This window comes from Scandinavium sp. NPDC088450, from assembly GCF_044900545.1.
Lineage (GTDB): Bacteria > Pseudomonadota > Gammaproteobacteria > Enterobacterales > Enterobacteriaceae > Scandinavium.
In genome coordinates this window covers 70,200-85,543 of record NZ_JBJDNI010000015.1, presented here as the reverse complement: position 1 = coordinate 85,543, position 15,344 = coordinate 70,200, and the positions used below count along the sequence as shown (strand labels likewise).

The following is a 15,344-nucleotide window of genomic DNA, read 5'->3' as shown; positions in this document are numbered from 1 at the left end:
GCTTACCCGACCTACAACACCGTGATTTTGTAGGCCCGGCAAGCTTTGCGCCGCCGGGCAATCATTACAACACCGTTGGCACCAACTTCTGCAACTGAGCATCAGCCAGCATCGCAATCGCGGCTTCAATATCCGGGGCAAAATAGCGGTCCTGCACATAGTGCGTGACTTTCTCGCGCAGCAAATGACGCGCTTGTTCCAGCAGCGGACTGGTGGTTAAACCTTCGCGCATATCAATGCCCTGTACTGCCGCCAGCCATTCCACCGCAATCACGCCGCGGGTGTTGGCTGCCATTTCCCACAGGCGACGACCGGCGGCTGGAGCCATGGACACGTGATCTTCCTGGTTGGCCGACGTTGGCAAGCTATCGACACTGTGCGGATGCGCCAGCGCTTTGTTTTCGCTGGCAAGGGCTGCAGCCGTCACCTGCGCAATCATAAAGCCGGAGTTCACACCGCCATTTTTGACCAGGAACGGCGGCAGCTGCGACATATGGCTGTCCATCAGTAGCGCGATACGGCGCTCTGCCAGCGAGCCGATTTCGGCAATGGCCAGCGCGATATTGTCGGCCGCCATCGCAACCGGCTCAGCGTGGAAGTTGCCGCCTGAAATGACTTCGTTTTCGTCGGCAAACACCAGCGGGTTATCCGACACCGCATTGGCCTCGGTCAGCAGCACTTCCTTCGCCTGACGAAGTTGCGTTAAACATGCGCCCATCACCTGCGGCTGACAGCGCAGGGAATACGGGTCTTGCACCTTGCTGCATTTCGCGTGCGATTGTGACACTTCGCTGGCATCGGTCAGCACGTGACGGTACAGCGCTGCCGCATCAATTTGCCCGCGCTGGCCGCGTGCTTCGTGGATTCGGGCGTCGAAAGGACGACGCGAACCCAGCGCCGCTTCTGTCGTCAGCGCGCCGCAAATCACGGCAGAACTGAATAACTCTTCTCCTTCAAACAGGCCACGCAATGCAAAAGCGGTGGAGGCCTGCGTGCCATTGAGCAGCGCCAGCCCTTCTTTCGCCGCCAGCGTGAGCGGTTCAAGCCCGGCTTTTTTCAGGGCTTCTGTCGCAGGCAGCCATTCTCCCTGCCAGCGAGCTTTGCCTTCACCCAGCAGTGTTAATGACATATGCGCGAGCGGGGCCAGATCGCCTGAAGCTCCCACTGAGCCTTTCGCCGGAATGCACGGATAGACTTCGTGATTCACCAGCGCCATCAGCGCTTCAATCACGCTCAGGCGAATACCGGAGAACCCACGCGCCAGGCTGTTAATTTTCAGCACCATAATCAGACGAACCATCGCGTCGTCCAGCGCTTCGCCCACGCCCGCCGCATGGGAAAGCACCAGCGAACGTTGCAGGTTTTCCAGATCGTTTGTCGCGATGCGGGTGGAAGCCAGCAGGCCAAAACCGGTGTTGATACCGTAAGCGGTACGCCCTTCAGCCATAATCGCGTTGACGCACGCCACGCTGGCATTGATGCCTGGCACTGCGCTGTTATCCAGCGTTAGCTTATGCGGATGGCGGTAAACGTCCTGCAGTTGTGCAAGGGTCAGTTGGCCCGGAATCAGGTTGAGTGTGTTCATTATTTCTGCCCCTGGGTTGCAGCAATCATCGGTAAATTAAGTCCTTGTTCGGCGGCGCATTCTACCGCGATTTCATAGCCTGCGTCCGCATGTCGCATGACGCCGGTGGCCGGATCGTTATGTAACACTCGGGCGATACGCGCAGCCGCTTCATCAGTACCGTCGCAGACAATCACCATGCCCGCATGCTGAGAGAAGCCCATTCCCACGCCGCCACCGTGGTGCAGAGACACCCAGGTCGCCCCGCTCGCCGTATTCAGTAAAGCATTCAGCAGCGGCCAGTCAGAGACGGCATCAGAGCCATCGCGCATGGCTTCGGTTTCGCGGTTCGGGCTGGCGACTGAGCCAGAATCCAGGTGATCGCGACCAATCACAATCGGCGCAGACACTTCACCCGAACGCACCATTTCGTTGAACGCCAGCCCCAGCTTTTGCCGCCACTCCAGCCCCACCCAGCAGATACGGGCAGGCAGGCCCTGGAAGCTGATGCGCTCACGCGCCATATCCAGCCAGCGATGCAGGTGTTTATCGTCCTGAATAATCTCTTTCACTTTGGCGTCGGTTTTGTAGATATCCTGCGGATCGCCGGAAAGCGCCACCCAACGGAACGGGCCAATACCACGACAAAACAGCGGGCGAATATAGGCCGGCACAAATCCCGGGAAATCGAAGGCATTGGTTACGCCCATCTCTTTTGCCATCTGACGGATGTTGTTGCCGTAGTCGAAGGTCGGCACACCCTGGGCACAGAAAGCGAGCATGGCTTTGACGTGCTCTGCCATCGACTGTTTGGCGGCTTTCACCGTGCCTTGCGGATCGCTTTCAGCTTTCTGCTGATAGCTTTCCCACGTCCAGCCCTGCGGCAGATAACCGTGCAGCGGATCGTGCGCGCTGGTCTGGTCGGTGACCATATCCGGACGAACGCCCCGTTTCACCAGTTCAGGCAGCACATCGGCGGCGTTGGCACACAGCGCGACGGACACCGCACGGCCTTCAGAAGTGTATTTTTTGATGCGAGCCAGGGCGTCATCCAGCGAATCAGCCTGTTCGTCGATGTAGCGGGTACGCAGACGGAAATCGATGCGACTTTGCTGGCATTCAATGACCAATGAGCAAGCGCCCGCTAAGGTTGCGGCCAGTGGCTGTGCTCCGCCCATACCGCCAAGACCGGCTGTCAGCACCCAGCGCCCTTGCAAATTGCCGTTGTAGTGCTGGCGACCTGCTTCGACGAAGGTTTCATAAGTGCCCTGCACGATGCCCTGGCTGCCGATGTAAATCCAGCTGCCCGCGGTCATCTGGCCGTACATCGCCAGACCTTTAGCATCCAGCTCGTTGAAGTGTTCCCAGGTTGCCCAGTGCGGCACGAGGTTAGAGTTGGCAATCAGCACGCGCGGCGCGTTGTCGTGTGTTTTAAACACCCCAACTGGCTTCCCGGATTGCACCAGCAGCGTTTCGTCGTGCTCCAGTTTTGTCAGAGAATCCACAATCGCATCAAAGCAATCCCAGTTACGGGCGGCGCGCCCTATCCCGCCGTAGACCACCAGCTCGTGCGGATTTTCGGCCACTTCGGGATCGAGGTTGTTCATCAACATGCGCAATGGCGCTTCGGTAAGCCAGCTTTTTGCGGTGAGCGTGGTGCCACGCGGGGCACGGATTTGCTGGTTACGGGTTTTATTCTGGGACATCGGAGAACTCCTGACGGATACGATGAAGACAAGAAATATATACTTGTCTATACAATCATTCGCAAGCCAGGGTTTAACAAGTTATATACATTTTTGCTATCTTGCGTCAGCAATCACATTTGCTGACGCAAGCTATCAGGAACCGAAGTGGCCTTGCAGGCGATAACGGCTGCCGGGGAAAATCAGGCGGGCGTGGGTCACAATGCTGGAACGAGACCAGGTGCGACGACGGATCATCAGGCAGGGATCGTGCTCGTGGATCTGCAATAGCCGACACTCTTCAGAACTCGCTTTGACCGCTTCCACTATGTGCTCGCCTTCCGTCAATGGCGCAATAAGCGATAAATAATCGTGAGCCGTGGTGGTGGTGTAATCCTGCTGGAGATACTCCGGCACCACGATGGCATTCACACAGCGATCTTCAATCTGCACCGGCACATCGTTTTCAAAATGCACCATCAGAGAATGAAATATGCTCGTTCCTTCGGCGACGTCCAGCGCCTGAGCCTGATGTTTATCGGCTTTCGTTTCTTCCAGCAACAACACTTCACAGCGGTGCTGATGCTGGCGGGCACGAATTTCATCGGCAATGCTGTGCACTTCAAACAGCGCCGACTGCCCTTTTGGCTCGGCCACAAAAGTGCCGACGCCCTGTAAACGCACCAGTAACCCTTCGTCGGTCAGCTCACGCAGCGCACGGTTGATGGTCATGCGGCTGAAACCAAACTGCGCCACCAGCTCCGCTTCCGACGGAATTCTGTCGTGCGGACGCCAGATCCCGGCGGCAATGTTGTCGCTGATGACCCGTTTGATTTTCTCATAGAACGGCGCAGGCGCGCCGGTTCGCGGTGAATACATGTGTCGTCCTTTATTGAGGCAGGTGCCAGCTATGCACAATTTGCCAGGCCAGTCTGGCCGCGGTGCGTGCTCCCTGTCCATCGCGATCGTAGTGCGGATTGAATTCAACCAAATCAACCGCCTGCAGTTTGCCACTCTGACACAGCGGCAGCACGATACGCAACAGAATTGCCAGCGGCACACCTAACGCAGCGGGCGCAGAAACAGCGGGCATTTCCGCTGCGGGAAGCACGTCCAGATCGATGGTCAGATAAATTCTGTCATGTTCGTCAATTACCCGCTTTATATCGCGCGCCAGTTCGCCACTCTGCGGATCGAGCAATGTTAAGTCTTCCAGTACGGTCACGCGGCGTTGCTGCGCTTCCTGCCAGAGAGCCTGAGTATTCGCGGCTTTGCTCGCGCCGTAGCAGGTATAGCTGAACTCGCGCCCATCACTTTCACACTTTAACGCCAACTGGCGGAACGGCGTGCCAGAAGTGGCCTGCGCGGCAGAACGTAAATCGAGGTGCGCATCGAGGTTCACTATCGCCACTTTCTCATTCGGGAAAGCATCCAGCACGCCCGCGCCATGCCCGTAAGCCGTTTCATGCCCACCACCTAAAACCAGCGTTTTCATTTGTGCGCGCTGGCAGGCTTCAACCGCTTCATGCAATGCCTGTTGTGCTTCTTCGAGCTTGTCTGGATCGGCTTGCACATTGCCCAAATCGACCAGTAAATCATGCCCGCTATGGCTGGCCATATTTGCCAGCGCTTTACGCAGTGCTTCGGGTCCAAGCTGTGCGCCCGGGCGGCCCTGATTGCGTTTCACGCCTTCATCGCAGGCGAACCCTAGCAGGGCTATTTTCCCCTGATGTTTTTCAGGCGCAAAGTGGATCTCTACCTCTACTGTCTGAAAAAGACGTTTTGCTTCCGGGGATTCCGCACTGTCGTCGCGGCCCTGCCAGAGTGTTTTATTGGCTGCATGCCAGAGCTTCATGGTGTGACCTCTCCGCGAAAGACTCGCTGCCAGAGCGGGCTTCGGCCTGGCTCATAGACCATTTCGACCGGGTGCTTCGCATCCCAGATGGCAAAATCTGCCACATATCCGGCGGCCAGTTGCCCGTGCGTGTGTCCGCGTCCAAGCGCGCTTGCGGCATGGCGTGTGACGCCGTTCCAGGCTTCTTCTGGCGTTAGCCCGAATTTTACACAGGCCATATTCATCGCCAAATGCAGGCTGGCAAAAGGGCTGGTGCCGGGGTTGTAATCCGTTGCCACCGCCATGGGGACTCCGCGTTCGCGCAAGGCAGCGACAGGTGGCTTTTGCGTTTCATTGAGGAAATAAAACGCACCGGGAAGCAGGACAGCGACAGTCTGGCTGTGCGCCATCGCTTCAACGCCTGACAAGCTGAGATACTCAATATGATCGGCAGACAGGCCGTGATAACGGCTCACTAATTCTGCGCCGCCCAGGGAAGAAAGTTGCTCTACGTGCCCTTTCACCGGAATGCCAAGGCACTGTGCCGCCACGAAGACGCGTTCGGTTTGTTCAGGCGTAAACCCGACGTTTTCACAAAACGCATCGACGGATTCGAAAAGCCCTTCCTGCCAGAGGGCGGGAAGGATTTCTTCGCAGACCAGCGTGATGTAGTCGTCCGCTCGTCCTTTATAGTCCGCAGGAACGGCATGCGCCGCCAGCAGCGTTGGGCTGATTTCAACAGCATTGTGGGCGGCCAACTGCTGCGCGACGTGCAACATTTTGCGCTCATTGGCCTCATCCAGCCCATAACCAGACTTCACTTCCAGCGTGGTGACACCTTCACGCATCAGCCGATCAAGCCGCTGCTGCGCCAGAGTCAGGAGTTCGGCTTCACTCGCCGCACGGGTTGCCTGCACCGTGGCGTTGATTCCGCCGCCATTGGCGCTGATGGTCTGATACGACACGCCGTTGAGGCGTTGCTCCCATTCCTGCGCACGGCTGCCGCCAAACACCAGATGTGTATGGCAATCAATCAATCCGGGCGTGACCAGCCGCCCTTGCAGGTCAATGCGCCTGCCCTTTTCTGAGGCGGCTTCGGTTTCAGGTACAACGGCGACAATGCGCCCGTCACGAACAATCAGCGCGTGATTATCAACCATGCCGTAAGGCTCAGAGCGCTGCGGATCAAAGGTCGCCAGGCGGGCGTTGTGCCAGATAACGTGATGTTCAATTGGCTCAGACATAGAGCCTCCACTTGTCATGTGTTGTATAGACATTTATCGATAGCTTCACCGTGGCTGTCAACAGACGATCCGAATATGTTGCTTATTTGTGATATTCGCCGCGCGGCTGTTACCGCGTTTGACGATCTTTTTTGCCCCATCGCTTCCCGTTTCGCTCAACTTAGTATAAAAAGTCAGGTTTTAGGGACCTTTTCCACTTTTACTCAGCCTGGAGCACCATGAACACATTCTCGGTTTCCCGTCTGGCGCTGGCGTTCGCTTTTGGCGTGACGTTGACCGCCTGTAGCTCTACGCCGCCCGATCAGCAGCCTTCTACTCAGGAAGCTCCGGGTACTGCGTCTCGTCCGATCCTGACCGCTGGCGAAGCGAAAAACTTCGTTCAGGCTCGTTATTTCACCACCATGGACCAGAATGCTGCGCCATGGTCACCATCGCCAATTTCCGTGCCAGCAAAACCTGATTTCGTGGTTGGCCCGGCGGGCACTCAGGGCGTGACTCACACCACCATTCAGGCGGCGGTTGATGCGGCGATCACTCGTCATAGCAGCTCCCGTATGTATATCGCCGTGATGCCTGGTGAATATCAGGGCACCGTTTACGTGCCAGCCGCACCGGGCTCCATCACCGTTTACGGTACTGGCGAGAAAGCAGGCGACGTAAAAATCGGCCTGGCTATCGATTCTGAAATCGCCCCGAACGATTGGCGTCGTCTGGTAAACCCGGCAGGCAAATATATGCCGGGCAAACCGGCCTGGTACATGTTCGACAGCTGCCAGAGCAAGCGTACTGCCACCGTTGGCGTGATGTGCTCTGCGGTGTTCTGGTCTCAGAACAACGGTCTGCAACTGCAAAACCTGACCATTGAAAACAACCTGGGCGACAGCGTGGATGCGGGTAACCATCAGGCCGTTGCGCTGCGTAACGATGGCGATCAGGTTCAGCTGAACAACGTCAATATTCTGGGTCGTCAGAACACCTTCTTTGTGACCAACAGCGGCGTGCAGAACAAACTGCAAAACGACCGCATCACCCGTACACTGGTAACCAACAGCTACCTCGAAGGTGACGTGGATATCGTTTCCGGCCGCGGCGCTGTGGTGTTCGATAACACCGACTTCCGCGTGGTCAACTCCCGCACTCAGCAGGAAGGGTATGTTTTCGCCCCAGCAACCCAGGCGAACCTGTTCTATGGCTTCCTGGCGACCAACAGCCGCTTCACCGCTTCCGGTGATGGCGTGGCGCAATTGGGCCGCTCACTGGACGTTGATGGCAATACCAACGGCCAGGTCGTGATCCGCGACAGCGTGATTAACGAAGGCTTCAACTCCGCCAAACCCTGGGCTGATGCTGCCGTGTCAAAACGTCCGTTCAGCGGCAACACCGGCGCGAAGAACGACAAAGGCGAAACTGAGCGTAACCTGAACGACACCAACTTCAACCGCATGTGGGAATACAACAACCGCGGCGTGGGCAGTTATGTCGTGGCGGAACCGAAGCAGTAAGCTCATCACTTTGCCTGGCGGCACTGCGTTTGCGCGGGCCTACACAAAAATGTAGGTCAGGCCAGCGAAGCGCCGCCTGACAAAAAGCCATAAAAAAACCTCGCATCGCGAGGTTTTTTTATTTTCAGCGTTACGCTTAGTGAGCGTTAACCACCACCCACATCGGGCCTTGCCCAACGGCATAGCGGCCTTTCTCATGCAGCAGGCCCTGCTCGCCCTGAATCTCATACACCGCCAGATGATGAGATTTCTGCCCCACAGCCAGCAGGTACTTCCCGCTGTGGTCGATGTTGAAACCACGTGGCTGGGTTTCCGTCGGCTGGAAGCCCTGAATCTCAAGCACGCTGCCGTCTTCAGAAACAGTGAACACTGTCAGGGTGCTGGACGTACGGTCACACGCATACAGATGGCGACCGTCCGGGGTGATGTGAATATCTGCCGCCCAGCGCGTGCCGGTGAAATCTGGCGGCATCATGTCCAGCGTTTGCACGCACTCAATCTCACCGTGCGGATCTTTCAGTTCCCACACGTCGACGGAGCTGTTCAGCTCATTCACGCAGTAGGCGTATTGCTGATTCGGGTGGAAGGCCATGTGACGTGGGCCCGCGCCTTCTACGGTGGTCACTTCCGCTGGAGTCTGAGCCACCAGCTTGCCATCGTCGCTCAGGGTAAACAGGCAGATACGATCTTGCTTCAGCGCAGGCACCCACAGGGTGCGGTTGTCCGGGGTGATATTGGCTGAGTGGCAACCTTCCAGGCCTTCGACCACATCCACAACGCCTACCGGCAGGCCATCTTCCAGACGGGTCACGCTCACGCACGCCTGATTGTATGAACCGCTAAACAGGTACTGGCCTTGATGGTCGGTCGAAATGTGCGTTGGGCTGCCCGGCAGGGCTGATTCACCCGCAAAGGTCAGCGCGCCGTCGTCCGGTGCGATGCGATAGGCGATGACGCGGAACTCAGGGCGCACGCCAACGTACAGGTAGCGTTTATCCGGGCTGATGACCATCGGCTGTACCTGACCCGGCACATCCACCACCTGTACCAGCGTCAGTTTACCGTCGTGTTTCAGGCTCCAGACGTGGATTTGTTGGCTTTCCGGGCTCGCGGTATATACGGTTTGTTTCATGAAAACTCCTTTCCTTACTGCACGTGGAAGCAAATTAACAGGATAGTTAGTGCTGAAAAATTTGCCCTGAGAACACAGCGGTGTACCATCGTCAGCTGCACATTTTTCAACATTAACCTGGACTGCAACATGACATCTCGCGTGATAGCCCTTGATTTAGACGGTACCCTGCTAACCCCCAACAAAACCATTCTACCGGCCTCGCTTGAAGCGCTGGCTCGGGCAAAAGAAGCAGGTTATCAAATCCTGATCGTCACCGGTCGACATCACGTTGCCATCCATCCTTTTTATCAGGCACTGGCACTGGATACACCTGCAATTTGCTGTAATGGCACCTATTTGTATGATTATCAGGCAAAAAAGGTGCTGGAAGCCGATCCGCTTTCCACCGCACAGGCTTTGCCGCTGATTGATATGCTCAACGAACACGGCGTTCACGGCCTGATGTATGTCGATAACGCCATGGTGTACGAACAAGAGACAGGCCACATCACGCGCGGGATTGAGTGGGGTTTAACCCTGCCTGAAGCACAGCGCCCGGTCTTCCAGCAGGTTGAGTCCTTCGCTAAGGCAGCGCATGAAGTCGACACCATCTGGAAATTCGCCCTGACCGACGAAAACAGTGACCGCCTCAACGCCTTCGTCCAGCAGGTTGAAGAGAAGCTCGGCCTGGAATGCGAGCGCTCATGGATTTATCAGGTCGATGTGGCGCGCAAAGGCAACAGCAAAGGCAACCGACTGGCTCGCTGGGTGGAATCGCAGGGGCTGTCGATGAAAGACGTGATCGCGTTTGGCGATAACTTCAACGACATCAGCATGCTGGAAAACGCCGGGATGGGCGTAGCGATGGGCAATGCGGATGACGCGGTAAAAGCTCGCGCCAACGTGGTTATCGGCGAAAATACCGAGACCAGCATCGCCGACTTTATCTATAAGCAGCTGTTGTAATCAGGCAGTAATTGAAACGCTCTTAATCTGCGCATACAACCACTGGCCTGGCTTCACCGCCAGGTCATCACGCGCCCAGGGGCTGATGCGCGCCCACAGCGTACGGCCTCCCACTTCCAGCTGCACTTCCACCTGACCGTTATCATCAAAGCACTGCACCACTTTCGCCCGCAGGACGTTACGAATACTGGTTTGCACCGGCGGCTGTAGCACCAGCGACACGTCAGAGGCCTGAACACGAATGCGCACCGGCGACTGTAACGGAAGATCAAGCTTGTTGACCCAAAGATGCTGATCGCCCAGCGCCAGCGCACTCATTGCATAGTGGGGATGATGTTCCAGCACGGTCACTTTCAGGATGCTGCTCTGCTGCTCTTTCGGCAGCCAGGGGTGCATCACGCTACTGCCCCAGACACCCTCAAGGTTGCCGAAAGCCTTCACGTTGCCCTCTTCCAACACCAGCACTTTATCGGCCAGATGCAGGATTTCGTCTAACGAGTGGCTGACATACAGCATCGGAATGTTGATTTCACGCGCCAGGCGTTGCAGATACGGCAACAGCTCGCGTTTGCGGGGAATATCCAGCGAGGCCAGCGGCTCGTCCAGCAGCAGTAATTCCGGTGCAGTGAGCAGAGCACGCCCGATGGCGACTCGCTGTTTTTCTCCGCCGGAAAGCCCACCCGGCAGCCTGTCCAGCAAGCCTTCAATCCCCAGCAGCGAGACCAGTTTATCGAACTGCCCCGCCATGCTTTTTGCCATGCCATAACGCAGATTGCCGCGCACTTTGTAGTGTGGGAACAGGCGTGCATCCTGAAATACATAGCCGACACGGCGCTTTTCCGGCGACAGGCAAATGTTCTTTTCTGCGTCGTTAAGCACTCGGTTGTTGAGCACGATGCGCCCCTTCTGCGGCTTCGTCAGCCCGCTGATGGCGTTAATCAACGACGTTTTACCCGCGCCAGAAACCCCAAAAATAGCGGTGATGCCGGAAGCAGGAAGCGATTCGTTAATAGTCAGGCAATGATCGCCTAAGGTCTGGCTGAAGTTGAGTTCCAGCATGGTTATCTCCCTGTCCGTTCGCGGCTAATGCGTGCCAGCCATTCCGAAATCAGCAGTGACACCAGCGCCAGCACGATGGATATCAGGCACAGCCTTGCAGCCGCGCCTTCGCCACCCGGCGTCTGAATCAGGGTGTACATGGCGGAAGGAAGGGTGCGGGTTTCCCCTGGAATGTTGGAGACAAAAGTGATGGTTGCGCCAAATTCGCCAAGCGAACGCGCAAAGGCCAACACCGTGCCGACAATAATGCCCGGCATGGTCAGCGGTAAGGTGATGGTGAAAAACACTCGCCAGCGCCCTGCGCCCAACGTGCGAGCGGCCTGTTCGAGTTTGATATCGACGCCTTCCAGCGCCAGACGAATGGCTCGTACCATCAGCGGGAAGGACATCACCGCGGCCGCCAGCACCGCCCCGCGCCAGCTAAAGGCGAAGGTCAGGCCGAACCAGTCGTATAGCCAGGAGCCGATGAAACCCCGACGGCCCATCGCTATCAATAATAAATAGCCGACCACCACCGGAGGCAACACTAACGGCAGGTGAATAAGGCTGTCGAGCAGCGCTTTGCCGGGAAAGGTGCGGCGCACCAGCAACCAGGCAAAGAAAATCCCGAAGGGCAAACTGAACACCACGGCCAGGGAAGAAACTTTCAGGCTCAGCAGTACCGCCTGCCATTCGGGATCGGTCAATATCATTCGTGCGTAGTAAATCCGTACTGTTTGAAAATGGCGGAAGCCTGCGGTCCTTTCAGGTAATCATAGAAAGCCGTGACCGCGGCGTTTTTATGTCCGTCGGTAATCGCTACCGGGTATTCCACTTTTTTGTGGGAGTCTTCCGGGAAGGTGCCCACGACTTTAACGCCTTTGCTGGCGACGGCATCAGAGCCATACACAATGCCCAGTGGCGCTTCGTTACGCTCAACCAGGGCCAGCGCCCCGCGCACATCTTCTGCTGGCGCAAGTTTGGCTGACAGCGTATCCCATGCGCCCAGTTTCTGCAGCGCTTCTTTCGCGTAAATGCCCGCCGGAACATGATCCGGGTCGCCCACCGCCAGGCGACCGCCTTTCAGCAGGCTGGTCCAGTTGGTTTTCGCATCAATAGCCACATCGCCCTGCTCGTTGGCTTTTGGCGCAACGACCACCAGGCTGTTGCCCAGCAGCGTTTCACGCGTTGCGGTATCAATGGCTTTTTTCTCGACCGCGTAATCCATCCATTTCTGGTCAGCAGAAATGAACAGATCCGCAGGTGCGCCCGCTTCAATCTGGCGAGCAAGCGTTGAGGAAGAAGCGAAAGAAGACACCACGTCGACGTTTTTCTCTTTCTTGTACTCTTTGGCAATGTCCTGCATCGCGTTGGTCAGCGAGGCGGCCGCAAAGACCGTAATCTTCCCTTCATCAGCAAAAGCATGACCGGCAACCGATAGCGATAAAGCTGTACCTGCGACGAGGCGTAACCACGAACGTTCCATCTGTGACTCCTGTGAGTGTCGTTATGTACGAAATAATATAACGATAACTATAGGGTTTTCCCAGCGCTAATTGGCACCACTCAAGGAGATTATCGGCAGAAAGAAGAAGAACTTAAACAGGGGAAATGAAGCGGAATGAGGACAAAAAAATGCCCGGCTTAACCGGGCATCTCGAAATCAATGATTTTGCTGCTGGCCTTTATCTTTGTGGCCGACGTTCGACAGAACGTTAAACACTTCACCGAGACCGTAAATCAGCCCCAGAATGATCGCCATCACCACGGGAACCATGATTACGGCAAAGACCAGACTTTTCAACAACTCTAACATGGTCAGCTCCTGACATTGTGATTCCTTCATTGTAACCGGATACTCAGGAAATTCACTCCCCTTTTGTGCGGTGCCCTGTGTAATAATACAGAGGAACGTCATTCCAAAAACTGAGCAGGACATTGATATGCAGGCCGAAATTCTTCTTACTCTTAAGCTTCAGCAGCGTCTGTTTGCCGATCCGCGCCGCATTGCCCTGCTCAAACAAATCGACGTGACGGGTTCCATCAGCCAGGGCGCGAAAAATGCGGGCATCAGCTACAAAAGTGCCTGGGATGCCATCAACGAAATGAACCAGCTCAGCGAACAGCCTCTGGTCGACAGAGCCACCGGCGGCAAAGGCGGCGGCGGTGCAGTGCTGACGCGCTACGGTCAGCGTCTGATTCAGCTTTACGATCTGCTGGCGCAAATCCAGCAGAAAGCGTTCGACGTGCTGAGTGACGATGACGCGCTGCCACTCGACAGCCTGCTGGCAGCCATTTCACGTTTTTCTCTGCAAACCAGCGCGCGTAATCAATGGTTCGGCACGATTACCCGACGCGACCACCAACAGGTGCAGGAACATGTCGATGTGCTGCTTGCCGATGGTGAAACGCGCCTGAAAGTCGCTGTGACGGCACAAAGCGGCGAGCGTCTTGGGCTTGAGGAAGGCAAAGAAGTGCTGGTTTTACTGAAAGCGCCGTGGGTCGGTATTACGCGCGATGCAAAAGTGGCTGCATCGGCAGACAACCAGCTCACCGGTGTCATCAGCCACATTGAACGCGGCCAGGCACAGTGTGAAGTGCTGATGACACTGCCTGATGGTCAGGAACTTTGCGCCACACTGCCCGTCGAGGAAGCCGCTGAATTAAAGGAAAATGAACCGGCTATCGCCTGGTTTAATGCCGACAGAGTGATCCTCGCCACCCTTCGCTGATGGCTTGACTTTCGCCATCAGAAAACGTATCCCTGAATAAAATCGCTGCAAAAAATGGGATACACCATGTCATCATTGCATATTTCGCAAGGCACGTTTCGTCTTAGCGATACAAAAACGCTTTCTATTCCGTCGCTCACCCTTCACGCCGGTGAATCCTGGGCGTTCGTGGGCAGCAACGGCAGCGGCAAGTCAGCGCTGGCTCGTTCGCTCTCAGGAGAGCTGACTTTGCTTGCCGGCACTCGCGAAAGTGCCTTCACACGAACCACTCGCCTCTCCTTTGAACAGTTACAGAAACTGGTCAGTGATGAATGGCAGCGCAACAATACGGACCTGCTCAGCCCTGGCGAAGAAGACACCGGGCGCACGACAGCCGAGATTATCCAGGAAGAAGTCAAAGACCCCGCGCGTTGCCGTGAACTCGCCACTCGCTTTGGTATCGAGCCTTTGCTGGATCGCCGCTTCAAATACCTTTCTACCGGTGAAACGCGCAAAACCTTGCTTTGCCAGGCGCTGATGAGCAACCCGGACTTATTGATTCTGGATGAGCCGTTTGATGGTCTGGACGTGGCTTCACGCAAAGCCCTGGCTGAGCTTCTCGCCACGTTGCATCAGGAAGGCATTACGCTGGTGTTGGTACTCAACCGTTTCGATGAGATTCCTGAATTCGTCGAGTTTGCTGGCGTGCTGGCGGACTGCACCTTGCTGGAAACTGGCGCTAAAAAAGCCTTGCTGGAGCAAGCGCTGATAGCCCAACTGGCGCATAGCGAGAAGCTTTCGGGCATTACGTTGCCAGAACCGGATGCGCCGCCTGCCCGGCTTTCTCTGCCTGAAAATCAGCCGAGGATTGTGCTCAATCACGGTGTGGTGTCGTACAACGATAAACCCATTATTGAAGACATGAGCTGGACGGTAAATCCGGGTGAACACTGGCAGATTGTTGGCCCGAACGGTGCCGGAAAATCGACGCTGTTGAGCCTGGTCACCGGCGATCACCCGCAGGGCTACAGCAATGATTTGACGCTGTTTGGCCGCCGTCGTGGCAGTGGAGAAACCATCTGGGACATTAAAAAGCACATCGGCTATGTCAGCAGCAGTCTGCATCTTGATTACCGCGTGAGCACCAATGTGCGTAATGTGATCCTTTCCGGCTTCTTCGATTCCATCGGTATCTATCAGGCGGTGTCCGATAAACAACACAAGCTGGCGCAAGGCTGGCTGGATATTCTGGGCATCGACCATCGCACCGCTGACGCACCGTTCCACAGCCTTTCCTGGGGCCAACAGCGTTTGGCCCTGATTGTTCGTGCGCTGGTGAAACACCCGACGCTGCTGATCCTTGATGAGCCGCTTCAGGGTCTTGATCCGCTAAACCGCCAGCTTGTCCGTCGGTTTGTGGATGTACTGATTGGTGAAGGCAACACCCAGTTGCTGTTTGTCTCGCATCACGCTGAAGATGCACCGGACTGCATCACCCATCGCCTGGAGTTTGTGCCTCAGCCCGAAGGCTATCGCTACGCCATTGGTAAACGCTGATCATTCTGTTGGGGAGCCTGTCGCTCCCCTCTTTTCAGATAAAGAGTAGCCTGCCTTTCTCTTCGCCTTGTTTTATAATGCAAAAACGGGCCGCGATGCGCTGAATTTTCGCTGTGTAAACGATTCCAC

13 protein-coding genes and 1 pseudogene are annotated in these 15,344 nt (G+C 56.2%); 4 read left to right on the top strand and 10 right to left on the bottom strand.

Translation table 11 applies throughout. The features are described from left to right. Positions 1-64 precede the first annotated feature (64 nt). The 5 genes and pseudogenes from hutH to hutI form a co-directional block, all read right to left on the bottom strand. Positions 65-1,585, bottom strand: coding sequence for a histidine ammonia-lyase (gene hutH / locus ACI2I2_RS14615; protein ID WP_404658547.1), 1,521 nt, complete (start codon positions 1,583-1,585; stop codon positions 65-67). Further along, positions 1,585-3,270: a urocanate hydratase gene (hutU, locus tag ACI2I2_RS14610; RefSeq protein ID WP_404658546.1), complete on the bottom strand. Its 1,686-nt coding sequence runs from the start codon at positions 3,268-3,270 to the stop codon at positions 1,585-1,587. The genes hutH and hutU overlap by 1 nt, the downstream gene beginning before the upstream one ends. 135 nt (positions 3,271-3,405) lie before the next feature. Continuing rightward, the gene (locus ACI2I2_RS14605; protein WP_404658545.1) at positions 3,406-4,128 is read right to left on the bottom strand and encodes a histidine utilization repressor; all 723 of its coding nucleotides are present in this window, start codon (positions 4,126-4,128) and stop codon (positions 3,406-3,408) included. Positions 4,129-4,138: 10 nt separating this feature from the next. After that, positions 4,139-5,104 (bottom strand): formimidoylglutamase, encoded by a 966-nt coding sequence (hutG, locus tag ACI2I2_RS14600; protein WP_404658544.1) that lies wholly within the window; start codon positions 5,102-5,104, stop codon positions 4,139-4,141. After that, positions 5,101-6,391: pseudogene (hutI, locus tag ACI2I2_RS14595) on the bottom strand (imidazolonepropionase). Before hutI ends, hutG begins: the two are co-directional and overlap by 4 nt. 154 nt (positions 6,392-6,545) lie before the next feature. Between hutI and ACI2I2_RS14590 the strand changes: the two are divergent. Continuing rightward, positions 6,546-7,829 carry a putative acyl-CoA thioester hydrolase gene (locus ACI2I2_RS14590; protein WP_404658543.1) on the top strand — a complete coding sequence of 428 codons (1,284 nt, stop codon included), beginning with the start codon at positions 6,546-6,548 and terminating at the stop codon, positions 7,827-7,829. A 136-nt stretch (positions 7,830-7,965) separates the two neighbouring features. On the opposite strand, the gene pgl is transcribed toward ACI2I2_RS14590, so the two are convergent. After that, positions 7,966-8,961, bottom strand: a complete 996-nt coding sequence (gene pgl / locus ACI2I2_RS14585) for a 6-phosphogluconolactonase (protein ID WP_404658542.1) — start codon at positions 8,959-8,961, stop codon at positions 7,966-7,968. Between the two features lie 129 nt (positions 8,962-9,090). Between pgl and ACI2I2_RS14580 the strand changes: the two genes are divergently transcribed. Then, entirely contained in the window at positions 9,091-9,909 is an 819-nt protein-coding gene (locus ACI2I2_RS14580) for a pyridoxal phosphatase (protein WP_404658541.1), read from the top strand. Here the strand turns inward: ACI2I2_RS14580 and modC are convergent, their stop codons facing one another. The 4 genes from modC to ACI2I2_RS14560 all read right to left on the bottom strand — a co-directional run bounded on the left by modC (position 9,910) and on the right by ACI2I2_RS14560 (position 12,763). Beyond that, complete coding sequence (gene modC, locus ACI2I2_RS14575; RefSeq protein WP_404658540.1) at positions 9,910-10,968, bottom strand: molybdenum ABC transporter ATP-binding protein ModC; 1,059 nt, start codon at positions 10,966-10,968, stop codon at positions 9,910-9,912. A 2-nt stretch (positions 10,969-10,970) separates the two neighbouring features. After that, complete coding sequence (modB, locus tag ACI2I2_RS14570) at positions 10,971-11,660, bottom strand: molybdate ABC transporter permease subunit (protein ID WP_404658539.1); 690 nt, start codon at positions 11,658-11,660, stop codon at positions 10,971-10,973. Then, positions 11,657-12,433 carry a molybdate ABC transporter substrate-binding protein gene (gene modA, locus ACI2I2_RS14565; protein WP_404658538.1) on the bottom strand — a complete coding sequence of 259 codons (777 nt, stop codon included), beginning with the start codon at positions 12,431-12,433 and terminating at the stop codon, positions 11,657-11,659. Before modA ends, modB begins: the two co-directional genes overlap by 4 nt. 177 nt (positions 12,434-12,610) lie before the next feature. Further along, on the bottom strand, positions 12,611-12,763 hold the full coding sequence (locus tag ACI2I2_RS14560; protein ID WP_330985772.1) for an AcrZ family multidrug efflux pump-associated protein: 153 nt from the start codon (positions 12,761-12,763) through the stop codon (positions 12,611-12,613). Between the two features lie 127 nt (positions 12,764-12,890). Between ACI2I2_RS14560 and modE the strand changes: the two genes are divergently transcribed. Next, positions 12,891-13,679 carry a molybdenum-dependent transcriptional regulator gene (modE, locus tag ACI2I2_RS14555; RefSeq protein ID WP_404658537.1) on the top strand — a complete coding sequence of 263 codons (789 nt, stop codon included), beginning with the start codon at positions 12,891-12,893 and terminating at the stop codon, positions 13,677-13,679. Positions 13,680-13,745: 66 nt separating this feature from the next. Continuing rightward, a complete protein-coding gene (gene modF, locus ACI2I2_RS14550; protein WP_404658536.1) occupies positions 13,746-15,215 on the top strand; it encodes a molybdate ABC transporter ATP-binding protein ModF in 1,470 nt (489 codons plus the stop codon). The last annotated feature ends 129 nt before the right edge of the window (positions 15,216-15,344 follow it).